Source organism: Catonella morbi ATCC 51271, assembly GCF_000160035.2.
Lineage (GTDB): Bacteria > Bacillota > Clostridia > Lachnospirales > Lachnospiraceae > Catonella > Catonella morbi.
Window position 1 is genome coordinate 390,848 of the sequence record NZ_KI535367.1, and the last position, 23,669, is coordinate 414,516.

Genomic DNA, 23,669 nt, shown 5'->3' on the forward strand with positions numbered 1-23,669 from the left:
AATCACCTCTTATAAACCGAAAAATCTCTGTAAAAATAAGATTGGTTTTTCTTAAAAAGTGACTTGCTTTCCTCTTTTAATAAGCAAAAACTCTCACTAGGCAAATATCTTTTATTTTGCATATTCCATATAGCAAATCTCGCCCCGGTTCCGCTGATTTTTTCTAATTTATCTACATTTTTCAAAAAATCTTCCTCATTCATATACTCAAAAATATCCGAGAGATTAAAAAAATCAAACCGCTCTCTTTCAGAAATATCCAAAAGTGAGCCATGAATTAATTGGATTTTGGAAAGCCTTTCTCTAATCAAAGAAAAATTTTCTTTAACTAAATAAAGTGGCAAGGCGTTTTTTGTAAAATTCCCCCTCAGTATATAACTAAGATAGGGATTGCTACGATTTTCACTGTGAGAAATGCCGAATTCAAAACGTTTTTTGATATCTCCTCCAACATCACTCTTATCCTCCAAATTCTCATAAAAACTTTTATCCCTGCCGAGGCTTCCCATCACCTTTATACCAAAGAACACACGAAAAATCATACGAAATCTCAGGTTGTTAATGTATCTTTTATAAAAATGTCTTTGCTTCGTAAAAGAGGACAGAGAGCAAAACTGATGAAGCCTTTTCGCCCTGCAAAATAAAGGGCAGACAAGCTTTCTAAAAATCTGAAAATATTTTTCAAACTTTCCTATATGTATTATCCCCCTTGTAATCAGTTCTCTTCTATGATTAAAGTATTGGTAGCTTTCTTCGTCTAAATATTCTCTCAAGCTAAAAAAAGTACGAAGCCTGTCACTGCTTTTTCTGATACCAAAGAAAGCCAAAACCTCATCATAACTTAATTTCTCTATCGCAGTCATCTTCAATTTCATCAGATACAGTTGGGTTTTATTGACATCAAAAGCATAGATTTTCTCAGGATTGGCAAGGAGCAGGGCGAGGGTATTGTCCCCACCTCCGGCTATGGAAAGTCCTACCTCTCCCTCTTTTATTTGCAGAGCTTCTAAGAGAATTTTGCTGTCTTCCCAGCAATTTGAGTAACGTATAAAAGAAAATTTATCTCTCGTCTTCATTGCCCTCATCTATCCTTTCTACCGTCCCCTTTATACCGTCTACCCTAACAAGCATTCCATCCTTTATTTGTTCGGTCAAACCTCTGATTCCGACTACAAGCGGAATTCCCATCTCTCTGGCAATAACCGCAGAATGAGAAAGTACGCTTCCACGTTCTATAATAATCGCCTTTGCCATAGGAAATAGCACTGTCCAACCGGGATCAGTCCGCTTTGCCATAAGGATGAAGCCTTCTACATCTGCACTTGACGGATCTTCTACGAACTTTACTCTTCCGATAACGGCCTTTCCTCCACCTGCAACTCCCTTTAGAACACCGGTTTCGGTATTGCCCTTTTCCTGTCTTGAAAATATCGGAATCATATTTTCCGCCTTAACTTCTCCGTAAAAGTACATTCTTTCAAAAACTTCTTTGTCTTTATTTGCTTCAAATTCCTGTTTTCTTTCTCTTATCTTTTCCCGAAGCTCTGCTGTTTGTATGGCTTCTCCCTCAGCAAGCTGAAAAAGCTCCTCCTTTGTAATAAAAAACACATCTCTGTAATATGAAATAACTCCCTCTTCTTCCAGATTATGTCCGATACGAAGAAATATCATACGCACAATATCGTAGATATAAGTTCTGTAAAGCCTTAAAAATTCCCTGTTTCTTACAAAATACTTGGTAATCTTTACAAGCTTTTTTAATAGCAGTCTCTTTGCAAATGAAACCTGTTTATACAGCTCTTCTTCATCTATTTCAAGTGGCTTATAGACTGACAGTTTCTCTTCCGGCTGCAAATAATTCTTTAAGGTCTGAAACAAAAAGTCCGGATTTTCTTTAAGTGTGATACTTTCAAGCTTGAGTTCATCCATTACCCTTGCTCCATAGCGTGAAATATAGTTTCTTAAATGCTCTGAAAAATCACTTTCTTCATTTAACAGTGCTTTCAGCTCTTCCTTTGACTGAGTACGAAATTTAGCGGAAAGTTCCTTATTCTCCCATATCTCATCAACAAGTGCCAACAAGGAAAGGCTCTGTTTCACGCTTTCCACATTTCCCTGTTTGCTGAGGATTTTACCAAGAAGCCCCTCTGCATCCTGTACACCCTCTTTTTTTAGCAGTTCATTTACCTTTCCCAGAAAGACCATTGCCCCCATATCATTTACAATCGGTGTTGTAAAATCATCCAAAATAGCTTCTTCCAAATCTTTGTAAATCTGAACCAAACTCCTATTATCAAATCCGGCAAAGTCCTGATTTTTATAGTCTTTGGTCACCCTCTCAAACTTCTTTGTAAATGCGGTGGTTGCACGTTTCATATTAATCAGCTTTTTAATAAAATAAAAATAAATTTTAAAAAGACGAAACTTTGCCTCTCGTTCTGTTTCCTTTAGCTCCACCTTTACGCCCATCATCTCTTCCATGTAGCGTTTGTTTTTATTGTAACCGGGATAGAGTGCCGTCATTTTGTACCAGCCGTTAAGACGGTAATAGATTTTATTCTCATAAAATACAATCATATTTTTCAGGTCATCTGAAATGCTCTCAATCGCCTCTTTTTCTATAAAAAAATTCCCCAATGTCTGACGGTAAATTTTTTCATATACCTCTCTGGCAAAGCTAAATGTCAGTGGTGTAGTAACACCTGAATAACTTTCTATGATATTGGAATTATCAAGAATAGTTCTCTCTTTGTTTTTTTCAATATGACGGTAGCTCGTAATAAGACGATTTTGCAACAGGTAAATAACACCGTTTTTTATGGAAAATTCTATATCCCGACCTCGTTTTTTTGTATCAAGTTCTTCTACCTTTAGCCCAAAACTGACAAGTTCCTGTAGAGTTTCCTCAGAAACAGGCATTGCTTTATCTGACTCAAGTTTGTTGCCAAAGCGGTCATATAGTGCATCATAGCTGTTCTTTTCTCCTGATACCAAGGCTTCCCCAAGTCCTGTAACCACACTGATTAAAATCTCATCAGGATTGTTAGTACCCGGATTGCTTGTAAACATTACTCCCGACACATCCGCATCTACCATTTCCTGTATAATTACAGCCATACCGATATTTCCGTTAATTAAGCCGTTCTCTTTCCTATATGCCATTGCCCTTTCCGAAAAGCAGGACAGATAGCAGTTCCTTATCGACTCAAAAAGCTCCTCACCCTGTTTTACATTCATAAAAGATTCCATAATTCCTGCAAAGGAACAAGCCTCCCCATCCTCATCCATCGCACTGGAACGCACAGCAAGCAGGCAGTTTTCGCCAAAATAAGCCTTAACCCTACCAAGAACCTTCTCTTTCCACTCTCTCTGAAATACTCTGTTTCTCATAATAGAGCAGATTTCTTCCCTATTTTCATCCTTATAAAAAGAAAGAAGTGAGAAAAGCCTCTCTCTATCCTCTCCCAAAAACTCATAGAAAGCTTCCCCTGTCAAAACCAAAAAAGGCGGAACCAAAAAACCGGCTTCAGAAAGCTCTGCAAGCTGAAAAGCCTTTCCACCCAGTTTATCAGGTGCTTTACTATCCCCCATTTCAAAAATCATATTTTTTCCTCTTTCTTATGCCAAACCCCACAGAAAAACCCAGTAAAACAATTAAAAATAAGCCTTCTTCCCAACCCGTTTCCTTTAGCGGAACAGTCAGGCTCATGTAATAAATACCACTTACAAGTCCAATTATTGGCGGAATAAAGGTTAGGGTTTCTTTATAAAAAATCAGCAAAAGTATACCTAAGCTAAATAGTCCACATACTCCGAAGAATAAAAGGTTAAGTACCAAAAACAGTACTGCAAAGATAATTATAAGTACTCTAAGCATTTCTTTTCTTAGCTGAATTTTACCCAGGGCAATGTCCTTTTCATAATCTGTCCAATCATCCGTAAAACGAAGAAACCAAAACTCAATTAAAAAAAGAAAAAAGAGTCGCAGGGCTTCAGTTTCTTTTGCAAAATACGTGAAAAGAAGTGCCAATACTAATGAAAATCCAATATAGATAAACAATCGTTTCTTATAAAAAAAATATCTTATAACTTCCATTTACTCACCACTTTATTGTAAATTTCTGCTTTTATTCTTGTAGGCATTTGACTTTTTCCTATATAATTAAAAAGCTCTTTCATCTCTGCCTTTGGTTTTTCAGATAACAAATCTCCCGCTAACATCTGCTTTGCTTCTTCCCTTGTAAGTTTACCGGCTCTAACCAAAAAGCTGATTTCAGGCAGACTGTGAGGTCTTCCCTCAGCACATTGGTATATATATTGGGTGGCTGGGTGAATTCTGCAATCATAATGGTTATAATGCTCTCCCACAGACCATGAGGTATTTTCCTTTAAAAATGCAACAATCTCTTTTTCATCATAAGGGTGGTATAAAAAGTAGGCGACAAACTCCCTGAAATCATCCCCCTTAACATCCTGAAACAATGCCCTGTTCACATCATCCCTCAAGGTCTTATCCAGCTTTTCATCTATTTTCCCAAGAAGCCCTCTGTACAGGCTTTTTAAATCCAAATCTTTTACGGAAGACAGCCCCGCTCTTACAAGTTCCGAAAATACATCCTCATCATAAGCACGAAACATCTGCTCCGGACTTCTGCCATGAACTATCATTCCTGCATCTATTTTAGATGCTAAATTTATCATAGAGGCATAGCCGATATAGGAGCAGGCTATGCAGGGCACCAGCCATTTTTTTATGGAATAGGCATAAAAACGTTTTAAAAGGCTTGGCTTAAAGTCAATATACTCATGTTCCACCTGAAACTCCTGTACCAGCCTGTCTATATTCTCCTTTGCCTCCTTGGAAAGAAAGCCGTTGTTCATTGTGAATGCCTTGACATGAAGACGGTAGCGGTGAATCAGCTCATAAAGCACAAATACACTGTCCTTTCCTCCTGAAATCCCCACAGCCGCATCATAAGCGTGCTTACCTTTAACCAGACTGATTCTCTCTTCAAACAGTGCTTTCAACCTGTCAAAATCAGTCAGTTTCTCCTTATCTCTAAGATAGGCTTCACAGAAATTGCACAGCCCCTCTTCATTGAAACGAATATTTCTGACAGTATGGTCATTTAAGCAAAGTTTACAGCTTCGTTTCATTAAAACTCCTTTACATATACAGCATAACGCTTTTCATTGTCTTCCACTCCTTCAGCAAAACGTCTGAAAGTTTCCTTTTGTTCACACTGGAAATGATAAATCATAGTATCATAGCCCTTATTTTTAACCAGTTCACTTCCTAAATAAAGCAGGGCAAGATAGATTTTTTGCTTCTGATACTCTTTTTTCACTGCACTCGTCTTTGAAATAAAATCCTTTCCAAAAGGACTGTCATAGCCAAATACATAACCTACGGCTTCTTCTCCCCTATAGGCGATAATCAAAGAAATGTTTATCTCCTTCACCCATGAAAGATATAGTTTTTCAAACACTTCATAGGGGATATCCGAATATAATAAAGCATCTGAAAAGGCATCTTTTGAGATTTCATATACTTCTTTTACCTGAGTAAGAGCCTCCTCCCCTTCAAAGGTAACAAAACGATAACCTTCTGCCATTTTTTCATTGTAAATCTGCTCTCCAACCTCATGCAAAGGGTTCTTAATTGCTATTTCCGCACTGCGGTAAGTATACAACTCCCTGTAGCCAAGCTCTTTTATGTAATCGGGATAAAATGACGGATTGTTGCAATCCGGGAAAAATCTCAAATCAAAACGGCTGATAGCCCAGCGGTAACTCATCCAGGTGGAATAATTCAGCGGTCCCACAAGTGCAGAGTAGCCAAGTGCCTTCGCCTTTTCTTCTATTAAATGAAAAAGCTCCTTCCATTCATCCATTTTATCGCTAAGCTCTGTAAAGCCGAACATCGCCTTATAATCTCTCATATTTTCATTTATTATAAGATAGGCAGATGAGTTTCCTACCTCAAATTTTTCATAATAATCTGCAAGCTGTAAAATGCCTTTTTCTCTTTCCATACTTACTTTTCTCCAAATTATTTCAGTCCTGTCCTTCTCTTAATAAGTCCAAATAATCTTGCTGAATTAACACATAAATCTTCTATAAAATCAAGCGAAAAGAACTTTCCTGCCCTCCTGTAGACACTGAGTTTATTTACAATGAACTCAGAGATATTAAACTCCAAAATTTTTTGATACTCTTCTTTTCTCATATTGATATTTAAAGCTGAAAACAACTTTTCTCTATGATATTCCATTATATCATACACTTCTGAATCAGAAAATTCATGAAGAACAAAACTCAGATACTCAATCAAATCATGCTCCGGATTACCGTATGCCGACAGCTCCCAATCATAGATGACGATATTCTCTCCATTAAAAAACAAATTCCGAGGGCAAAAATCATTGTGAGTAAGGGTGAAATGTTCTCTAAGTTCCTCTCTTTTTTCATGAATAGTATCAATAAAATTCATAAGACAGGGAAGATCTTCCTTAAAATAAAGGACATTCTCATTTCCAAGCTTCTCAAACAATTCCCTCAAAAGAGGTCTGCTTTTTTGATAATCTTTTACAGAATAACAGTTTAATTTTAACGAAGTAACCGATTCTTTTTTGCCGTAAAAGGAAATATGAAAAGGAAGAATACTGTCTAAGACACGACATACCAAATCTTTAGACGGTATTTCCACCTCGAAAAACTCTTTCATCACAATCATATATTGGCTTTTCAGCTTATTTTGATAAGTTCCATACACAAAGGGAAGTGATTGTCTAAGCTCTTTTTCGATTTTATTATAAAATGCTATTTCCCTTAGAAAACTACCATCGAAGCCAAGTATTCTATGATGTCTTGCCAAAGCATAATATAGCTTCCGGCTTTTTTCATAATTGAGAAGTTTTATTCCGTTAAGTATAACTTTAGAGGACTTGCATTTTATAATGACATCGCTTACCTCATCATCTTTAAAAAAGAGCCGTAACTTCAAAATCGGTGCCTCTCCCAGACTTGTTTGTCCTGTAAGGCTGTCCCCACCCTCAAGCGGAAGCTGTACGATTTTACTGATGTTTTTATTCATAATTATTTGAAGATGCTTCTTAAAGCTCTTTTTTTGTATCAGCATGATGTCCCTTTCAAGTTTACTAAAACTGCTATGAATATTTTGTCAAAACGTTCATTTGCAGTATATCAGCTTTCTTGTTTTTGTCAATGAAGGTAGCAAGCGGGTGTTCTTTTTGTAAATTTAAGACCGGATTAAAATTATAGTTGATTTGCCTTGCCATAATTTTAAGCGGAAAGTCTTAGAAACATAGGGAATTCTGTAAGTAAAAAGAAATATATAAAAGACTTGAAGGAAACTAAAAAAGAGGACAAGCTGATGAAAGTACTAAAAAGAGGTTAGCCCTCCGCCTTAACAGGCAGCGACAAACCTCTTTTGTATCTTTATACTAGCACATATATGTAAAAAATCAAGTATCTGAACAGGGTGGTCTGCATGTCTTATGCATGGGACACCTCGCTTCAAGAACTCTTGGTCGAACTCATTGAGGTAGATATTCGCAAGCAAAGGGGATAGATTCCCTCCTTGTGGCGACCCTTCCTCTGTTTCGATAACTACTCCATTTTCCATTACGCCACTTTTCAGATACCTCTTGTCTGCCTCATTTATCATCATGATTCCGTGTAGTTATTGGACTTCGACTTGTACAGTAGCCTTATCCTCATGCATAACCTCATAAAAGAATAGACCATCTCTTAAAAGTTAGTCTATTCTTTGTTTAATTATTATTCAGTTTATAACTTAAAATTATCATCAAAAATAGCTATAGCCAATGCTAAATACTTCTGACATTATACTCATACAAAATATCTTCCTAAACCTTCTAAAAGATATAGTCCTGCCATTGCACCCTGGTCAGGGATTCCTTTTGCCTTCGCCGCAAAAACTACAGCCTTTCCATACTTAGGTGTCATCTCTTTGGTTGCTTCCACACCCTTTTTAGCACCTTCAACAGCTGATTCCATTATCCCTTTAAGACTCTTTCCGGATTCAAATGCCTCTTTTGCCGCTTCAAATGCCGGATGGATAGCATCTAACAGAGTGCGCTCACCTACCTCGCATTTCCCTCTTTTTTTGATACCTTCCACATAGCCTTCAAGGAAATCCACCAATTCCTGTCTACCCATAGACTTTTTATCCTTTAGCTTCTTTCCGCCTTCCATAACTCCGCTAGACATAAGCGTTCCCATAGTGGAAGGAACTACCGCTGCCATCTTCATTCCTGCTTTGACCAAAGTCATTCCTATATTATTCTCATCCATATTCTCTGCAATCAGTTCAGGAAGTGCACCGAAGCCCTTATTCATAGTAAGACCAAGATCACCATCACCCATATTGGCATCCATTTCGCAGAGTTCATCTTTCTTTTCAGCAAATATATCACTTACTCCCTTAAAAAGTTCCGGAAGTTCCTTAGCTAATATTTCTTCCATGCTATCCTCCTACTTCTGTGTGTAGAACGGTGTATCCACAGGCATATCTATGAGCTTCTTCATCTCATCGTCTACCTTACATAATGAAATAGACGCTCCTGCCATTTCCATACTTGTTGCATACTCTCCAACAAAGGTTCTGTATATCTTCACTCCTTTTTCCTTTACCAGATTTGTAACATCGTTTGATAAGATATAAAGTTCTTCAAGGCTGGTTGCCCCCAGACCGTTGATAAGCAAGCAAACTTCATCACCGATATTAAGACCGATTCCCTTTGTAATTTCTTCTACCGCTTCTTTCGCAAGCTCTTTTGACGTTTTAATCTCTCCGTTCCATACCCCCGGCTCTCCATGTATACCCATTCCGAAAGCCATTTCATTCTCACCGAGATTAAAATTACTGTGTCCCAGTTCAGGTATAACACAAGGGGTAAGTGCAAAGCCTACTGTCCCGGTATTCTCTTTTGCCTTCTTTGCAGCTTCATAAACTTCATCCAGATTTCCCATCAGACTTGCCTTTGCTCCTGCACATTTGTACATGAAGAAAATACCTGCTACACCTCTTCTTGTATCTACTTCTTTACTTGACAGCAAATCATCAGCGCCAACTATACTTTTTATTTTAATACCATCCATTTCAAGAAATTCTGCCGCCATATCAAAATTCATTATATCACCGGTATAATTTCCATACAAAAAGAGTGTACCTGCTCCCTCATCTACTTCTCTTGTAACATTTGCAATCTGTTCTGATGATGGTGACTGGAATACTCCTCCTACACCACAGCCATCAAGCAGCCCATCGCCAACATATCCAAGGAAAAGTGGCAGATGACCTGTACCTCCACCTGTTACTATTGCAACTTTACCTTTTTTCTCTTTAACTGCACAATAGCACCTTAAATCATCATTTACATACTTAACCTTATCAGGATGAGCTGAATAAATTCCCTTTAACATATCATCTGTATAATTTTCCGGCAAATTAATTATCTTCTTCATATAGTTATTCCTTTCCTATAAGCAGCCCTTTTGTAATATTATGCAGGCATAAAATGCTTTTTCAGTTGTTGATATGGTTGCATATGCCTTCTTTGCTTCTTCATAAAAGGCAAATCTGTCAATAAAACCTACCATGCCCTCACCTTTGTCATTGTGCTTAATGACAATATTCTTAAATTCATCCCATACAGGCGTTTCCAGTTCTTTGTGCTGTGCTGACTTATCCATAATAAGCACAGGCTTTTCTACAAATTCATCTAAAGGCATAAGTTCGAGTATTGCGTCCAGGATTTCTGTAGCTCTGTGACCGTCACAACGTATGTTCATATTTCCCTTGGACACCGATTTAGCAGGAAAATTTGCATCTCCTATAACTATACGGTCTCCATGCCCCATTTCGTGAAGTACTTTTAAAAGTTCAGGTGAAATACAATCAGGAATATGCCTTAACATAAGCCCCCTCCTATTCCAAGCTCTTTGAATGCTTTGTCATATGGCGCTTTACATAAACCTTTTTCTGTAATTATTCCTGTAATCAGTTCATTGTCGGTAACATCAAATGCAGGATTGTAAACATCAACTCCCACCGGAGCCATCCTTGCCTTATACCACATTTCTGTGATTTCTTCACCGTCTCTCTGCTCTATAGGTATATCTTTTCCTGTGAGAGTATTCATATCAATTGTTGAGCTTGGAGCACATACATAAAACGGAATCCCATAATGTTTAGCCAAAATAGCTACTCCGGAAGTTCCTATCTTATTTGCTGCATCTCCGTTTGCAGCCACTCTGTCACAGCCTACAAATATAATGTCAATTTTACCTGACTTCATAAGGATTGAAGCCATATTGTCGCACTGCAAAGTTGTTTTTATACCTGCATTATGAAGTTCAAAGGAAGTAAGCCTTGCTCCCTGTAAAAGCGGTCTTGTTTCATCACAATATACATGCATGTCATCACCCTTAAAGCCATGCTCAAGAGCTATGTACATAGGAGCTGTTGCTGTCCCGTATTTTGCCGTTGCAAGAGTTCCCGCATTACAGTGAGTGAGAATTCCAACTTCACTGCCTTCTTTTTTAAGTTCTTTAATAAGTCCAAAGCCTATTTCACCAATATTACGGCTTATTGCAATATCCTCTGTCCTTATAAGCTCTGCTTCATCCAGTAATATGTTTTTGATTTCTTCAACGCATTTTCCTTTATTCTTTACAGCAACATCATCCATTCTATTAAGTGCCCAAAAAAGATTTACCGCTGTAGGTCTTGATGAAGCAAGATAATCTTTTATTTTCTTAAACTCTTTATAGAATTCGTCATAATCAGCAGTTTCTATCCTCCTTGCTATGGCTGCAAGTCCACAAGCTGCAGCCACTCCAATAGCAGGTGCTCCTCTGACTCTAAGCTTTTTAATAGCCTCCCAGACCTCTTCTTTGGTTTTTAATACTATTCGTTTCATTTCAACCGGAATCAGAGTCTGGTCAATTATATCAACACCTGTCCTATCATCTGTAAACCTTACTGTAAGTAGTCTGTCAAAAAAATCATCCATATTCATACTACTAAACCCTCCAATTCTCTGCAGCTTCTACAGCCTTTAACACCGCCTCCATAAATGCTTCACCTGTCCTAAACTTCTTATGGTTAATTATATAATCTTTACCGGTAAGTATGTTGATTCTTTCTGCAAGCATGCGTTTCTCACTGTCTTCTATTGTAGTAACATCTACTACATTTGCCATTCCCACAGTTCTTCTGTGAAGCTCTGTTCCTGCATAACCTGCGGTATCGCTAAGTATGCTGTCAAGATAGTATTCTTTAAAGCCTTTCACCTTTGCCATAGGCTCGGTTACCGTCTCATCATACTTTTTATTAAATTTTTCGATAAATTTATCAACTATATCTCTGATAGTTTCAAGTGTCCATTTACAAAACTCTTCTTTACCATAAGCAAGCCCGTTCACATAAGCAAAAATCATATTCGCAATTATATTGCCGACATCGTAACCCATAGGTGCAAAGGTTCCAAACTCACAATCAAAAACTTTTATTGCATCCTCTTTAATGAAGATGGAGCCTGTATGTAAATCCCCATGAAGTAAAGCCTGCGCATTTGTCATAAAATTGAATTTTAACTTTGATACTGCCAGATGAAGTTCCTCATCAGCATAAAGCTCCTTTTCAACAAATTCTTTGTTAGGCGCAAAAATATTATTTCTTTCAGCTCCCAGATAAGGCTCCATAAGTACCAGCTTCTCGGTAATATCATCTAAGTCAGGAGTTATAAATCTTCCGGTAAGTTCCTTCTTCTCCCTGTGATCCATAACCACATCACTTGACAAAAGCAGGGTATTTACCATAAAATCAGTAATCATTTCAGCAAATTCAGGATAAATCTTATGTTTTAACATATCATCCCTCATTACCTCAAAGTTGCTGCAATCCTCCATTCCACTTGCACTCATCACAGTATCATAAAAATAGATGTGAGGAACCATACCCGGTGCCAATTTCTCTTCTATCTGAAGTATTTCCGACTCCTGCCTGTTTCTATCCAGGGTAGCAGTCATGTCCTCAGATATTCTAAGAGTATCTCCTGCCTGTTTGATGTAAAGGCTATGTCCCTTTCCATCCATTACCCTGCATACATGGTTCAGATTTCCATGAGCTGCCGGGATCTTTGCCTGCATTGTATCCTCATCCCAGTCTATCTTTCCTTCACCCTTACCCTTTGTCTTAAGAAGAGTATACTCAATAACCAGCTTTTCAGTTTCTTCCGGTTTATCCTCATTTATCATAAGAAAATATTTAGAAAAATCTGTCATTATAATCTCCCCCTTTAATCCTCTTTCTTAGAAATGTATGCTGCGATAAGTGCAAGACCGAGTACCGCTCCTTTTACAGCCGGCAATACATAAAATGGAACTGCACAGATAGTAAGTCCATTTTCAAGTGTTGATACAAGTGCTGAACCAATCATTGTGCCGAGTGCATTTGGTTTCTCAGCTCCACCTACTGTACGTCCTACAAATACTGCCGCAAGCGAAGGCATAAGATAATCATCACAACACATAACCTGAGCGGAGCTTCCCCTGGATGCTACCAATATACCTGCAATTGCAATAAATACAGCAGTAATCATTCCTGCCATATATCTGTACTTTTTAATATTAATACCTGAAAGCTTGGCCGCCTGCTTATTTCCGCCCATAGCATAGAGATAACGGCCATGCTTTGTATAATTTAAGAAAATATGTGCAACTATAACACATAAGAACATAATTATGATAATCCAAGGTGCCCTGCCTATAGCTGAAAATGAATCCGAAAGTGCTGTTCTTGCAGGTGCTGCACCCCAAGATGTTCTCATACCTGTAGAAACTGCACCACCACCTATGTACCATTGTCCTATACCCTGATGGACAAACATAAGTGCACAAGTCGCCAGCATATCAGGTATTTTACATACAAGAATAAGAAACATAGTGAGCTGATAAAGCACTAAGGTTACCAATATACATACCACTATTGACATACCTAATGAGCAGCCGAACCACAGATAAGCCGATACAAATACATACGCTGAACAGCTTGCAAGGGTTGCCGCTGACATATCGAAGCCATCAGGTGCCATAGTTATGGTTGCTGCAATTCCAAATACAGTATTTATAGCCATCGCTCTTAAAATATTGACCATATTGTTTCCTGACATAAAGGATCCACCCTTTATTGCAGTAAACATAACAAAACATAACATCAATGCAAGTACGGCTGCCCAGCTTACCAGAAACCTGCCAAAATTAAAGTCTGACTTTGCTTTTGTATTCACTAATTTTACCCCCTGAAAATACTTTTATTCATTACCGCCTACAGAAAGATTCATTATCTTATCATCCCTTGCTTCCTTTGTTTCAAGTTCTGCAACAATTTTTCCGCTGTACATAACATACATTCTATCTGTTAATGACAGTAATTCTGCATTTTCACAGGAAGCATAAATTACTCCTTTTCCACTTTTAGCTATTTCATTTATAAGATGAAAGATATCCTGTTTTGCACCTACATCGACTCCCTTTGTCGGTTCATCAAAAATATAGATATCACTGTCAGCGCCAAGCCATTTTCCTACAACCACCTTCTGCTGATTTCCACCTGACAACAGTCTTACCTGCTGTTTGATAGTCGGTGTCTTAATTCCCAGACTTTCGATAAATTTCTCAGCATTTTTCTTTACTTTATTCTTATCTATAAACGAAAATGTACAAAAATCTCCAAGATTAGCTGCTGACAGGTTAAAAGATACGCTTTCATCAACCAGTACACCTTCTTTTCTCCTCTCTTCGGGCACGAAGGCTATTCCACTTTTTACTGCATCAGATGGATTATTTATCTTTAGCTCTTTACCATTAAGATATATCTTTCCGGACGTCTTTTTGTAAGCTCCAAATATCAGCTTGCAGAGTTCAGACTTTCCTGCCCCTACAAGACCTGCTATACCTATAATCTCTCCTTTTCTTACACTAAAAGAAATATTATCTATTTTGCCATCTGCACCGGATAAATTCTCAACTTTAAAGAGTTCTTCTCCTATCTCGCAAACTTCCTTAGGGAAACTTTCTTCAAAAGATCTTCCAAGCATTTTTTCAACTATTTCTTTAGTTGTAGTTTCCTTTGTTACAGGGCAATTATCCACTATCTTGCCATTTCTCATAACGGTATAGCTTTCACAAATTTCAAGTATTTCATCAAGTCTGTGAGAAATAAAAAGTATGGCTATATTTTCTGTTTCTCTAAGCTTATTTACTACACTAAAAAGTTCTTTAGTTTCTGATGTACTAAGTGGTGCTGTTGGTTCATCAAGAATCAGAAAATTACAATTAAGTCTTATCGCTCTTGCTATAAGCACCATCTGTTTTTGCGCTAAAGAGAGATCCTGAACCAGAGAACGTACATTAATTCCCTTTACGTGAAGCCTAGCCAATGCTTTTTTCGCTTCTTCTCTGGTATGTTTCCAGTTCATAGCTACTCCACCTGTCATAACCATCTCATTAAGCATTATATTTTCTGCTACTGATAGCGTAGGAACAAGTGATGTATCAACTTCCTGGTAAACTATCTGTATCCCAAGTTTTTTTGCATCAACAGGTGTTCTTAGTTCAACAGTTTTACCGTCCAGCATAACTTCACCTGTGTAAGTAGGATTTGCTCCTGCAAATACTTTCATAAGAGTTGATTTCCCCGCGCCGTTAGCTCCTACTACTGCCCTTATTTCTCCGGTTGAAACTTCAAAGTTAATATCATCAAGAGCCTTAACCCCAGGAAACTCTATTGATACATTATTTGTAGTTAATTTTATCTTTTCCATGAATCTCCTCTCTCCCACAATTGTATGAAGAAAGCACATGTGTCATGTGCTTTCTTCTAAAATCAAATATTATTTGTGAATGAGATCCTTAGGCATCCAGTCTGCTTCTGAAACATAACTGAGATTACCATAGGTTTCACCTGCTATATTTCCAAGGTTCTCTACAGTTGAATCCTTTTTTAAGGATTCTGCCGGAATTGCTGTACCGGGAACTTCAACAACATCTACCCCTTTTTTCTGTGTTGCAGGGTCATAAATCTTATCATATTCTCCTGCCATTTCAAGCATAAGCAGACGCATTGCAATTTCACCATTCAGTGTCCAGTCAGTTGTACCTGCTGCTGTCCAGATTTCAGGTTTTGTCTGCATGTTAGTGACGTCAACAGGATCAATATCTACTGAAGCCATTGGAAGAGGATTACCGTTGCTGCCATTGAAATTACTGTTTTCCATAATAGCATTATACACACCCTGGCCATACAAATCATAATAAGCAATTACTCCATCAACATCTTCCCTCTTTAGACTCTGTAAATAAGCTGCTGTAACCGTATTTGCTGAGTCAACAGAGTCCTGAAGCGGCTGAACTTCTCCAACAGTCTTAATCTTTCCGGCTTTTTCATATTCCTGCCAACCTGCTTCTCTTCTATCAAATGGGCTGTTATAGTTAGGTCCTCTCCAAACCTTTACAAGTCTTACACCCTTTCCGTATTTCTCAACCATTCTGTCAAGAAGAACTGTAACGAGTGACTTATCCTGCTGGAACATCTGGGTAACACCTTCAAGCTTCTTATATTCACCATCTGCATAGAACTGCGTGTCAAATGTAACAATTTTTAAATTTGGATACTGTTCAAGAATCTCTTTTAAGAATACATAAGAACCATCCTGATTACCATGGCTTACAAGAAGTCCGTCGTATCCTGCTGACGCACAAGTACGGATTGTGTCCTGCCACTTATTAAAATCGCCATCACAGAAGAAAAAGTCAAATTTAACATCCAGTGCATCACATAATTTCTGACAGGAATCTTTCCACATCTGAAAAATTGTAGCAGACGGCATAATCATAATATAGGCAACTTTCTTTCCTGCCACAGGATTGTTACCTTTTGATGTATCTATTGCCGTACTGCCTGATTTTGCGGCAGAACTTTTTACGCTTGCTGCAGTGCTCTGTTTTGTGGAAGAACCGCTATTGTTCTCTGCAGGTTTTTCACAAGCAGATAATAGTGATACTGCCATTACAGTTACAAGAAAAGTACTGATAAATCTTCTTAAGCCCTTCATGATTACTCCTCCTTTGTTTTGTAAAATCAGCATTTTGTTTACTATTATTTATTTAATAGTTTAGTTGAATAATATAACTATTCTAGTATTTTGTCAAGTAGCTTTGTCTATTTTATTATTACTATTACTAATTTTATTTGATTTATTGTATATTTTGTCAAAAAATTATCATTCTCATCAGCTCTTAAATTATATTCTTTTTGACCTAAACTAAACATTTTACATTTTTTAACAAAACAAAAACCGCTGTATTTTTACTATACAACGGTTTAATATTTATTCCATTTTACTTTATGATATTGTTTTTACGCTGTCTCTTTCCACAAGCCTACCTGTAACCCTTGTTTTTATCGGCAAAAGTTTATTTTCTTCTATAAGCTGGAGCAGCTGCAATACTGTCTGTTTACCAAGCCCTTTTCTCTGTACATGCACAGTTGTAAGAGTAGGAGAACTTACAGAAGAATATGCTATGTCATCAAAGCCTATAATCGAAACATCAGCCGGGATTTTGTATTTTTTCTCTTTAAGTGCTTTTATTACTCCCAAAGCTATTGTATCATTCTCAGCAAAAAATACTGTATTATTTAAATCTTTCTTTTCCAAAATTTCTAAAAAATCATCATGTGAACCAATTAACGTAGGAGTAACCTTATAATCATTATCCTCATCAAACTCTATATTTAATTTTTTCACAGTGAGTTCAAAAGCAGTCCTGCGTTCCCTAAAATTTTCAGTTTCAGATTTGCTGCCTATATAACCGATACGATTATGCCCGGCTTCTTTAAGATATGATATTGCAATATAAACATTCTCATAATTATTTATACTTATGCTGCTACACATAACATTTGGGACCACATTGTCCACAACAACAAAAGGTATCGGAATGTCTTTTAAGCAATTATAGTCATCATCTATCATTTCCGTTCCTATAAGTATAATACCACTATATTTTTCGTAATCTATTTCATTCAAACCCTGCAATAAATCATTTTTTATTATCATCATAGTAATGCCGCGCTTTCTGCAACGAAGCTGTTCTTCAATCGAATCAATTATCATCGATATGAACCCTTGATTCTCTTCTACAAAAAAGCCGCTTTTAGTGTATTTAATAAGCAAGACATTTTTATCATTATACCTTTTTCTGTTTCCAAAATTATAATTATTTTCTTTTAATGCCTTTAATACCCTCTCCCTTGTATCTTCTCCAACTCCTTTTTTACCGTTTATAACTATGGATATTGTTGCCGGAGATACTCCTATCTTATCCGCAAGTTCTCTAATTGTCATATATTCTCTCCATTCCACAGAATCTAACTAAACAATTTACTATAATTTACTAATCACAGTTAAACTATACCTTCTAAAACCGGTTATGTCAAGATTGTTTAGATTAATTTTCTCATCATAGTTATTTTATAATACAAGTGTCAAAAGTATAAAAACTCTGTAAAAACTCGCATGCAAAAGAATATATTATCTTTGACACCCACATCATGTTATAGTAAAGGCATAAAAAAATCTATAAACTTTTGTATCTTTCTTCCACTTCTCTCATTTCAGGGATTGAAGGTGCTGCTCCTATTCTTGAAACTGCAATGGATGCTGCAACGGTCGCCTCCTTAATAACTGTATCCATTTCCTTCCCCGCTAGTATTCCACTTACAAAATAACCGGCAAATGTATCTCCCGCCGCCGTAGTGTCTACTACTTTTGTTTTTACCGCATTTTGTTCAACAGTTATATTGCCGCCGGAATATATAGAACCCTTATCTCCTAAAGTTATTAAAATCCCTGCACCTTTAAATCTATTTATTAATTTTTCCATACATTCTTTAATGTCAAATTCTGCCATTTCAGAAAGTTTAAGTGTCTCAGTCTCATTCAGCAGAAAATAATCTACATAATCCAAATTTAATTCTCTTATCTTCTCATCCATTGGCGAAGGATTTAAAACTATCTTCATTCCAATTTTGTGTGCATTCTCCACGATATACGGCAGTTCTGAAATCTCATTTTGAAGTACAATATAATCACCCTTTTCAAATTCACTTAATACACTATCCACATAATCTTTGGTAATACTGCGGTTTGCACCGGCAAAAAGTATTATACAATTATCTCCTGATTTATCTCTCTGTATGATAGCATTACCTGTTCTTATCTCATCCCTGATTAAAACCTTATCAGTATTTACTCCGGCTTCCTTCAATAAATCTAACAAAAATTTACCATCTTCTCCTATCATTCCGGCATGATAGACTTCAGCTCCTGCTCTTGCAAGAGCTACCGACTGATTTAGTCCTTTCCCTCCACAAAAAACATTCAAATCTTTTGAAGATATTGTTTCTCCTTTTTTAACAAAATCATCTACATCATAAACATAATCAATGTTTAACGAACCAAAATTTAATACCTTCATAATATTCTCCCTTGAAATATTTTAAATAAAATTTATGACACTATAGTATATTTTCTATTTGGTTTTTGTAAATATCCCAAATTATTTCAACTCCTCCACCAACGCCCTAAGCTCCATCTCCCAGTTACTGAGAGGAGAGAACCAGACACAGTCAAGCACGCTACCATCTTTTATATTTACTGAGGAGCAGATAATAACAGGAAGCTTCAAGCCTTCACTTTTGACAAACTCTACAAACTTGTCTCCTGTATCTTTTTCCTCATAGCCACCCGGCTCTACCGGATAGTACATATCTGTTATGGCTAAGTCAAAATGCTCACCTTTTTCTGCTGCCTCTTTGATTTTATCAATTCCATCTGTCAGGTTGGTCACCCATACGATATCATCCGAGTTTATGCCACAAGATAATAACACCGAACGTATTTCCGAATGTTTGCTTGCAGAATCTTCTAAATGTAAAATTTTCATAATCACTTCCTCCTATAATCAAATATATCCATACTTGCAATCTTTCCTATTCCTATATTTATCGCTTCATCATACGTCATATCTTCATAAAGCAATTTTTTTGTAATATTATTATAATCAGATTCATAAAAATTATTATTTATAATTTCTTTCAATATATCAGGTATGCTATAATCAGGTTGTGCAGATGGGTTATTCTTTGACTGCATACGATCTTCACGAACTTTATCAACTAAGCCGGTCATTTCTGTTGTTATGTTAATTTGTGGGATTATTTTTGCAATATCGTATAAATGTCTCGATATCCTATCTTGTTTATTCTGAATCCTATAATCACATATTGCAAAAATTTTATCTATAAAAGTACGTTCTAAAGCTTGTACTCTCATCTCCACTTCTACTGCCTCAAACGGAACAGGAAGATTTATATCTCTTTTCTCGCAAAACTTTCCAATAAAACTACTTACTTTTTTAACTTCAATCGGATATACAATCTGATAAAAGCTTGTTTCAACAATTAGTTCTAATCGGTTTCCTCTGAATAATGACTCATATTCAAATACATATCTATTATAGCTGTGCCTTGACATAATGTCATCAGGATTCAATAATTTTAATCCCAAATTTTCTGTCACAGATAATATTATTTCTTTAGTTTTTTTCTTTTCTGACTCAGTCAGTTTCCGACTAATCGATAAATCGATATCTTCCGAAAATCTCTCTATAAGTCCATAGACTTTTGAAAGAGAAGTTCCGCCTTTAAATACAAAAGGAAGTTTACTTTTTGACAATTCAAAGAGAATCATAGATTGAATAGTATCTTTTTCAACCATTTGTTGCATTCTATTCTCCTCCAGCGCAACGGTTTCTATAATACTTCTCCACTCATCTTTGTATATATTATACCAACTCACCCATCAAACCTCCTTCATAAATATTTTTGTAAACCTTATCAGGATATAGTTTGATATACTCTTTTACAGTCTTAAAGTCTACCTTTACTGACTCTGTATATTTTTTTAATTTTTTAATAAGAGCAGAACCATATAGTTCACTATATTTATCAATTACTGACATCAAATCTAAAAACTGCAATGCAAACTTATTATTTTCTGTAATATTTACCACAGGTTTATACACTATAATAGTACTGCCATCAACATTCATTTTCCTTTGTTTTGTGGTAGCCTCATTACTGCATATCTCATAGCAAGATGGATTTTGTGTTGTAAAACCATATTTATTCGCGAGTTGAAGACCTGTAATATATCCTGATGTCTTTCCATTTACATATAGATACTTTTTGTCGAGATACTTGTCTATGGAAATACGTCCTTTGGTTCCAAGTATAGTCAGATATGGCAGAAAATATACACCATTATATAAACGTTCCAACTTTCCTTCATCTACCAGCTTTTTCATTTCCTGTCTAAGATAATCTTTGGATGATGACGGCAACTCACTGATTAAAATCGGCTCTCCATTCTTATAATTATTAAGAATATAATCATATATCATATTGTCCTCACATTTTTGAAATTACTATTTTCATTTTTATAATATAATAAAAGAATAAATTTATCAAGAGATAAATTTATTTAATAGGAAATTGGGCAGAAATTTCCTATTAAATAAAAATAAAGCACTCATCTTAGGCCTTTACACCTACAAACAAGTGCTTTTATCATTTTTAGTATACTTTATTCTTTCACTTCTAAAACAGCTTCATCCTTCTTTTCTTCTACAGTCTCAACCTTTTCTACAACTGTATCAGGATTTTCTGCTGCTTTACTCTCAGGCTTATCTTTCTTCTCATCATCAGGTTCAGGAAGACCTTTTATTTCCCTGTACATCTTGATGAATTCTTTACCGGTAATGGTTTCCTTCTCAATGAGATACTCTGCTATCTTATCAAGGACATCTCTGTTCTCCTTAATAATACTTACAGCTCTCTCATAGAATTCCTTCATACGTCTTGCAACTTCTTCATCTATTTTAGCAGCTGTCTCATCGGCGCAGTTAAGTACTGCTCTTCCGTCTAAGTAACGGTTCTCTATGGATTCAAGCCCTACCATACCGAATCTATCCGACATACCATACTGAGTAATCATAGAACGAAGTATAGCCGTAGCACGCTCAATATCGTTGCTTGCACCCGTTGTAATGGAATTAAATACTACATCCTCTGCAGCCCTGCCTCCAAGTAAGGTAATAATATCTGTTTCAAGCTCTTCTTTACTCTGAAGAAACTTTTCCTCCTTAGGAAGCTGCATGGTGTAGCCGAGTGAACCCATTGTTCTCGGCACTATGGTTATCTTCTGTACAGGATCCGCATTCTTCATTGAAGCTGTTATAAGAGCATGTCCTACCTCGTGGAAGGCAACTATACGTTTTTCTTCCTTACCGAGTATCCTGTCTTTCTTTTCTTTACCGGCTATAACTACCTCAACCGCTTCAAAAAGGTCTGCCTGACTTACACTTTTACGTCCTGCCTTTACAGCCATAATAGCGGCTTCATTTATCATATTGGCAAGGTCTGAACCAACCGCACCGGCTGTAGCCATAGCGATTGCATCTATATCCACTGTATCGTCCATAAGCACGTCTTTGCTATGAACCTTAAGTATGGCAACCCTTCCCTTAAGGTCAGGACGGTCAACTATAACTCTTCTGTCAAAACGTCCCGGACGAAGAAGTGCCTTATCAAGAACATCAGGACGGTTGGTTGCGGCAAGAATAACCACTCCCTTTGACTTCGGATCAAAGCCGTCCATTTCAGCGAGAAGCTGGTTTAAGGTCTGCTCACGCTCATCATTTCCTCCGCCATACTTGGAATCTCTGCTCTTACCTATGGCATCTATCTCGTCTATAAAAATGATACAAGGCGCCATACTATGTGCCTGTTTAAATAAGTCTCTTACTCGGGAAGCACCCACACCTACAAACATTTCCACAAAGTCAGAACCTGAAAGCGAGAAGAACGGTACCTTTGCCTCTCCGGCAACCGCCTTTGCAAGCAGGGTTTTACCTGTTCCCGGTGGTCCCACAAGAAGTGCACCCTTAGGAAGCTTAGCTCCAATCTCGGCATATTTCCTAGGATTATGCAAAAAGTCCACCATTTCACGAAGTGAGTCTTTTGCTTCATCCTCACCCGCTACATCAGCAAAGGTAATGCCTGTACGCTTTTCCACATAAACCTTTGCATTACTCTTGCCGACTCCCATCATTCCGCCGGCATTTTTTGAAAATGAGCGGTAAATAAGATACATAACCACCCAGATTCCAAGCAGTGGAAGTATATAGATTGCAAAGAATTCAAGTATTCCCTGAGTAGCATCTGCTACCGGAGAATTCACACTGACATTAGCTTTCAAAAGTCTGTTTGCAAGATCGCTGTCTCCGATATAGCCTGTGTAGTATGTAGGCGTATATATATCATTGGCAGATGACTTAGGTGTAATCTCTATCTTTCCCTGCTTCAGCACTACAGATTCTACCTTGCCCTCATCAATCATTTTAACGAATTCATTATAGGTAATTTCTCTGTTCACACCCTGCTTTATCAGGTTCATTCCATATATGAATACCAGAAAAATGACAATAGTCGCTATTACTGTTATTATCCCGGCTCTTTTGTTCATTCCGCCGCCGGAATTGTCGTCACCCGGTTTATTATTATTGTTATCTTCCATTGAACTTCCTTTCCATGTTATATTCATACAACTTCATTGCATACAATTATAACCATACACAATCCTAATTGCAAGCAATACACATATAATTCACCAATTTATCTTTATTTACGGTTTTTCTCATAAATAAGTCCGAGTCCTTTTACCAAAAGGGAGTCATCCACCGTAATTTTCTTCTTACAATACGGAACTACCAGCTTAGCCAGTCCTCCTGTGGCTATAGTTAAGAGTTCCCTGCCCATTTCCTCTTCAATTCGCTCTATCATACCGTCTATCATAGCCGCGCTTCCATATATGGTACCGCTTTTCATACTGTCTATCGTATTGCTTCCGATTACCTTTTTAGGTGCTTCAAGACTGATTCTTATAAGCTGCGAGGTTCCGCTTACAAGTGAGTTAAGTGCAGTTACCACTCCCGGCATTATGGCACCGCCCATAAACTGTTTCTTTTCATTTACATAGCTAAAAGTAGTGGCAGTTCCCATATCTATTATAATAAAAGGCGGTTCATATTCATCTACCGCCGCCACCGCACCTGCTATAAGGTCTGCTCCCAGCTGTGCAGGGTTATCTATCACTATGTTTATTCCGCTTTTTACGCCCGGACCTACTATCATAGGCGATTTTCCGCATACCTTCTTCACAGCCTCCGCTATCGTATCGGTTAACTGCGGTACTACCGAAGAAATGATACATCCTTCCACCTCAGTCGGAATTTTCCCATAAAGTTCAAATAGGTTCTTAAACATAATAGCATATTCAAGGCTGGTTTTGCCCATATTGGTAGCAAGTCTTTCCTCAAATATAAGCTTCTTCCCTTCCAGACAACCCAGTACTATATTGCTGTTTCCCATATCTACTGCAAATATCATATTTTTCTCCAATATAAAACCAAATTTTTCTAAAAAAATCTTGGAT

Annotated in this window: 21 protein-coding genes and 1 pseudogene; all 22 read right to left on the bottom strand. The window is 37.1% G+C overall.

Annotated features, from left to right (window positions below; genetic code table 11):
• Nucleotides 1-2 precede the first annotated feature (2 nt).
• The 22 genes and pseudogenes from GCWU000282_RS05385 to GCWU000282_RS05490 all read right to left on the bottom strand — a co-directional run bounded on the left by GCWU000282_RS05385 (nucleotide 3) and on the right by GCWU000282_RS05490 (nucleotide 23,623).
• Nucleotides 3-1,076, bottom strand: a complete 1,074-nt coding sequence (locus tag GCWU000282_RS05385; protein ID WP_023354016.1) for a DUF3419 family protein — start codon at nucleotides 1,074-1,076, stop codon at nucleotides 3-5.
• The gene (locus GCWU000282_RS05390) at nucleotides 1,060-3,603 is read right to left on the bottom strand and encodes a PEP/pyruvate-binding domain-containing protein (RefSeq protein WP_023354017.1); all 2,544 of its coding nucleotides are present in this window, start codon (nucleotides 3,601-3,603) and stop codon (nucleotides 1,060-1,062) included. The genes GCWU000282_RS05385 and GCWU000282_RS05390 overlap by 17 nt, the downstream gene beginning before the upstream one ends.
• Nucleotides 3,593-4,096: a hypothetical protein gene (locus tag GCWU000282_RS05395; RefSeq protein ID WP_023354018.1), complete on the bottom strand. Its 504-nt coding sequence runs from the start codon at nucleotides 4,094-4,096 to the stop codon at nucleotides 3,593-3,595. The genes GCWU000282_RS05390 and GCWU000282_RS05395 overlap by 11 nt, the downstream gene beginning before the upstream one ends.
• On the bottom strand, nucleotides 4,084-5,157 hold the full coding sequence (locus tag GCWU000282_RS05400; protein WP_023354019.1) for an adenine nucleotide alpha hydrolase family protein: 1,074 nt from the start codon (nucleotides 5,155-5,157) through the stop codon (nucleotides 4,084-4,086). The genes GCWU000282_RS05395 and GCWU000282_RS05400 overlap by 13 nt, the downstream gene beginning before the upstream one ends.
• The gene (locus GCWU000282_RS05405) at nucleotides 5,157-6,035 is read right to left on the bottom strand and encodes a hypothetical protein (RefSeq protein ID WP_023354020.1); all 879 of its coding nucleotides are present in this window, start codon (nucleotides 6,033-6,035) and stop codon (nucleotides 5,157-5,159) included. Before GCWU000282_RS05405 ends, GCWU000282_RS05400 begins: the two co-directional genes overlap by 1 nt.
• A 17-nt stretch (nucleotides 6,036-6,052) precedes the next feature.
• Nucleotides 6,053-7,141 (bottom strand): phosphotransferase, encoded by a 1,089-nt coding sequence (locus tag GCWU000282_RS05410; protein ID WP_023354021.1) that lies wholly within the window; start codon nucleotides 7,139-7,141, stop codon nucleotides 6,053-6,055.
• Nucleotides 7,142-7,507: 366 nt separating this feature from the next.
• Nucleotides 7,508-7,672 (bottom strand): annotated as a pseudogene (locus GCWU000282_RS17490) (reverse transcriptase domain-containing protein); the annotation flags it as partial.
• Between the two features lie 203 nt (nucleotides 7,673-7,875).
• Nucleotides 7,876-8,511, bottom strand: a complete 636-nt coding sequence (locus GCWU000282_RS05420) for a dihydroxyacetone kinase subunit L (RefSeq protein ID WP_023354024.1) — start codon at nucleotides 8,509-8,511, stop codon at nucleotides 7,876-7,878.
• A 9-nt stretch (nucleotides 8,512-8,520) separates the two neighbouring features.
• Nucleotides 8,521-9,513: a dihydroxyacetone kinase subunit DhaK gene (locus GCWU000282_RS05425; protein WP_023354025.1), complete on the bottom strand. Its 993-nt coding sequence runs from the start codon at nucleotides 9,511-9,513 to the stop codon at nucleotides 8,521-8,523.
• 15 nt (nucleotides 9,514-9,528) lie between these two features.
• The gene (locus tag GCWU000282_RS05430; protein ID WP_023354026.1) at nucleotides 9,529-9,966 is read right to left on the bottom strand and encodes an RbsD/FucU family protein; all 438 of its coding nucleotides are present in this window, start codon (nucleotides 9,964-9,966) and stop codon (nucleotides 9,529-9,531) included.
• Nucleotides 9,960-11,069 (bottom strand): S-methyl-5-thioribose-1-phosphate isomerase, encoded by a 1,110-nt coding sequence (gene mtnA, locus GCWU000282_RS05435; protein WP_023354027.1) that lies wholly within the window; start codon nucleotides 11,067-11,069, stop codon nucleotides 9,960-9,962. The genes GCWU000282_RS05430 and mtnA overlap by 7 nt, the downstream gene beginning before the upstream one ends.
• 4 nt (nucleotides 11,070-11,073) lie before the next feature.
• Nucleotides 11,074-12,336 carry an S-methyl-5-thioribose kinase gene (mtnK, locus tag GCWU000282_RS05440; protein WP_023354028.1) on the bottom strand — a complete coding sequence of 421 codons (1,263 nt, stop codon included), beginning with the start codon at nucleotides 12,334-12,336 and terminating at the stop codon, nucleotides 11,074-11,076.
• 14 nt (nucleotides 12,337-12,350) lie between these two features.
• Nucleotides 12,351-13,268 carry an ABC transporter permease gene (locus GCWU000282_RS05445; RefSeq protein ID WP_084295349.1) on the bottom strand — a complete coding sequence of 306 codons (918 nt, stop codon included), beginning with the start codon at nucleotides 13,266-13,268 and terminating at the stop codon, nucleotides 12,351-12,353.
• Nucleotides 13,269-13,364: 96 nt separating this feature from the next.
• Nucleotides 13,365-14,876: a sugar ABC transporter ATP-binding protein gene (locus GCWU000282_RS05450; protein WP_023354030.1), complete on the bottom strand. Its 1,512-nt coding sequence runs from the start codon at nucleotides 14,874-14,876 to the stop codon at nucleotides 13,365-13,367.
• Between the two features lie 69 nt (nucleotides 14,877-14,945).
• Nucleotides 14,946-16,166 (bottom strand): substrate-binding domain-containing protein, encoded by a 1,221-nt coding sequence (locus GCWU000282_RS05455; RefSeq protein ID WP_035039621.1) that lies wholly within the window; start codon nucleotides 16,164-16,166, stop codon nucleotides 14,946-14,948.
• A gap of 291 nt (nucleotides 16,167-16,457) precedes the next feature.
• The gene (locus GCWU000282_RS05460; RefSeq protein ID WP_035039623.1) at nucleotides 16,458-17,459 is read right to left on the bottom strand and encodes a LacI family DNA-binding transcriptional regulator; all 1,002 of its coding nucleotides are present in this window, start codon (nucleotides 17,457-17,459) and stop codon (nucleotides 16,458-16,460) included.
• A 232-nt stretch (nucleotides 17,460-17,691) separates the two neighbouring features.
• Nucleotides 17,692-18,591 (bottom strand): ribokinase, encoded by a 900-nt coding sequence (locus GCWU000282_RS05465; RefSeq protein WP_023354033.1) that lies wholly within the window; start codon nucleotides 18,589-18,591, stop codon nucleotides 17,692-17,694.
• 81 nt (nucleotides 18,592-18,672) lie between these two features.
• Nucleotides 18,673-19,059: a response regulator gene (locus GCWU000282_RS05470; RefSeq protein WP_023354034.1), complete on the bottom strand. Its 387-nt coding sequence runs from the start codon at nucleotides 19,057-19,059 to the stop codon at nucleotides 18,673-18,675.
• Between the two features lie 2 nt (nucleotides 19,060-19,061).
• A complete protein-coding gene (locus GCWU000282_RS05475) occupies nucleotides 19,062-19,973 on the bottom strand; it encodes a nucleotidyl transferase AbiEii/AbiGii toxin family protein (protein ID WP_023354035.1) in 912 nt (303 codons plus the stop codon).
• Nucleotides 19,960-20,577: a hypothetical protein gene (locus tag GCWU000282_RS05480; RefSeq protein WP_023354036.1), complete on the bottom strand. Its 618-nt coding sequence runs from the start codon at nucleotides 20,575-20,577 to the stop codon at nucleotides 19,960-19,962. The genes GCWU000282_RS05475 and GCWU000282_RS05480 overlap by 14 nt, the downstream gene beginning before the upstream one ends.
• 182 nt (nucleotides 20,578-20,759) lie before the next feature.
• Complete coding sequence (ftsH, locus tag GCWU000282_RS05485) at nucleotides 20,760-22,751, bottom strand: ATP-dependent zinc metalloprotease FtsH (protein ID WP_084295339.1); 1,992 nt, start codon at nucleotides 22,749-22,751, stop codon at nucleotides 20,760-20,762.
• 104 nt (nucleotides 22,752-22,855) lie between these two features.
• Nucleotides 22,856-23,623, bottom strand: a complete 768-nt coding sequence (locus GCWU000282_RS05490) for a type III pantothenate kinase (RefSeq protein ID WP_023354038.1) — start codon at nucleotides 23,621-23,623, stop codon at nucleotides 22,856-22,858.
• Nucleotides 23,624-23,669 lie beyond the last annotated feature (46 nt).

Bases quoted from the DNA above. Each gene is read 5' to 3' on its own strand.
- GCWU000282_RS05385 (WP_023354016.1), bottom strand. From the start codon at position 1,076: ATGAAGACGAGAGATAAATTTTCTTTTATACGTTACTCAAATTGCTGG.
- GCWU000282_RS05390 (WP_023354017.1), bottom strand. From the start codon at position 3,603: ATGATTTTTGAAATGGGGGATAGTAAAGCACCTGATAAACTGGGTGGA.
- GCWU000282_RS05395 (WP_023354018.1), bottom strand. From the start codon at position 4,096: ATGGAAGTTATAAGATATTTTTTTTATAAGAAACGATTGTTTATCTAT.
- GCWU000282_RS05400 (WP_023354019.1), bottom strand. From the start codon at position 5,157: ATGAAACGAAGCTGTAAACTTTGCTTAAATGACCATACTGTCAGAAAT.
- GCWU000282_RS05405 (WP_023354020.1), bottom strand. From the start codon at position 6,035: ATGGAAAGAGAAAAAGGCATTTTACAGCTTGCAGATTATTATGAAAAA.
- GCWU000282_RS05410 (WP_023354021.1), bottom strand. From the start codon at position 7,141: ATGCTGATACAAAAAAAGAGCTTTAAGAAGCATCTTCAAATAATTATG.
- GCWU000282_RS05420 (WP_023354024.1), bottom strand. From the start codon at position 8,511: ATGGAAGAAATATTAGCTAAGGAACTTCCGGAACTTTTTAAGGGAGTA.
- GCWU000282_RS05425 (WP_023354025.1), bottom strand. From the start codon at position 9,513: ATGAAGAAGATAATTAATTTGCCGGAAAATTATACAGATGATATGTTA.
- GCWU000282_RS05430 (WP_023354026.1), bottom strand. From the start codon at position 9,966: ATGTTAAGGCATATTCCTGATTGTATTTCACCTGAACTTTTAAAAGTA.
- mtnA (WP_023354027.1), bottom strand. From the start codon at position 11,069: ATGAATATGGATGATTTTTTTGACAGACTACTTACAGTAAGGTTTACA.
- mtnK (WP_023354028.1), bottom strand. From the start codon at position 12,336: ATGACAGATTTTTCTAAATATTTTCTTATGATAAATGAGGATAAACCG.
- GCWU000282_RS05445 (WP_084295349.1), bottom strand. From the start codon at position 13,268: ATGTTATGTTTTGTTATGTTTACTGCAATAAAGGGTGGATCCTTTATG.
- GCWU000282_RS05450 (WP_023354030.1), bottom strand. From the start codon at position 14,876: ATGGAAAAGATAAAATTAACTACAAATAATGTATCAATAGAGTTTCCT.
- GCWU000282_RS05455 (WP_035039621.1), bottom strand. From the start codon at position 16,166: ATGAAGGGCTTAAGAAGATTTATCAGTACTTTTCTTGTAACTGTAATG.
- GCWU000282_RS05460 (WP_035039623.1), bottom strand. From the start codon at position 17,459: ATGACAATTAGAGAACTTGCGGATAAGATAGGAGTATCTCCGGCAACA.
- GCWU000282_RS05465 (WP_023354033.1), bottom strand. From the start codon at position 18,591: ATGAAGGTATTAAATTTTGGTTCGTTAAACATTGATTATGTTTATGAT.
- GCWU000282_RS05470 (WP_023354034.1), bottom strand. From the start codon at position 19,059: ATGAAAATTTTACATTTAGAAGATTCTGCAAGCAAACATTCGGAAATA.
- GCWU000282_RS05480 (WP_023354036.1), bottom strand. From the start codon at position 20,577: ATGATATATGATTATATTCTTAATAATTATAAGAATGGAGAGCCGATT.
- ftsH (WP_084295339.1), bottom strand. From the start codon at position 22,751: ATGGAAGATAACAATAATAATAAACCGGGTGACGACAATTCCGGCGGC.
- GCWU000282_RS05490 (WP_023354038.1), bottom strand. From the start codon at position 23,623: ATGATATTTGCAGTAGATATGGGAAACAGCAATATAGTACTGGGTTGT.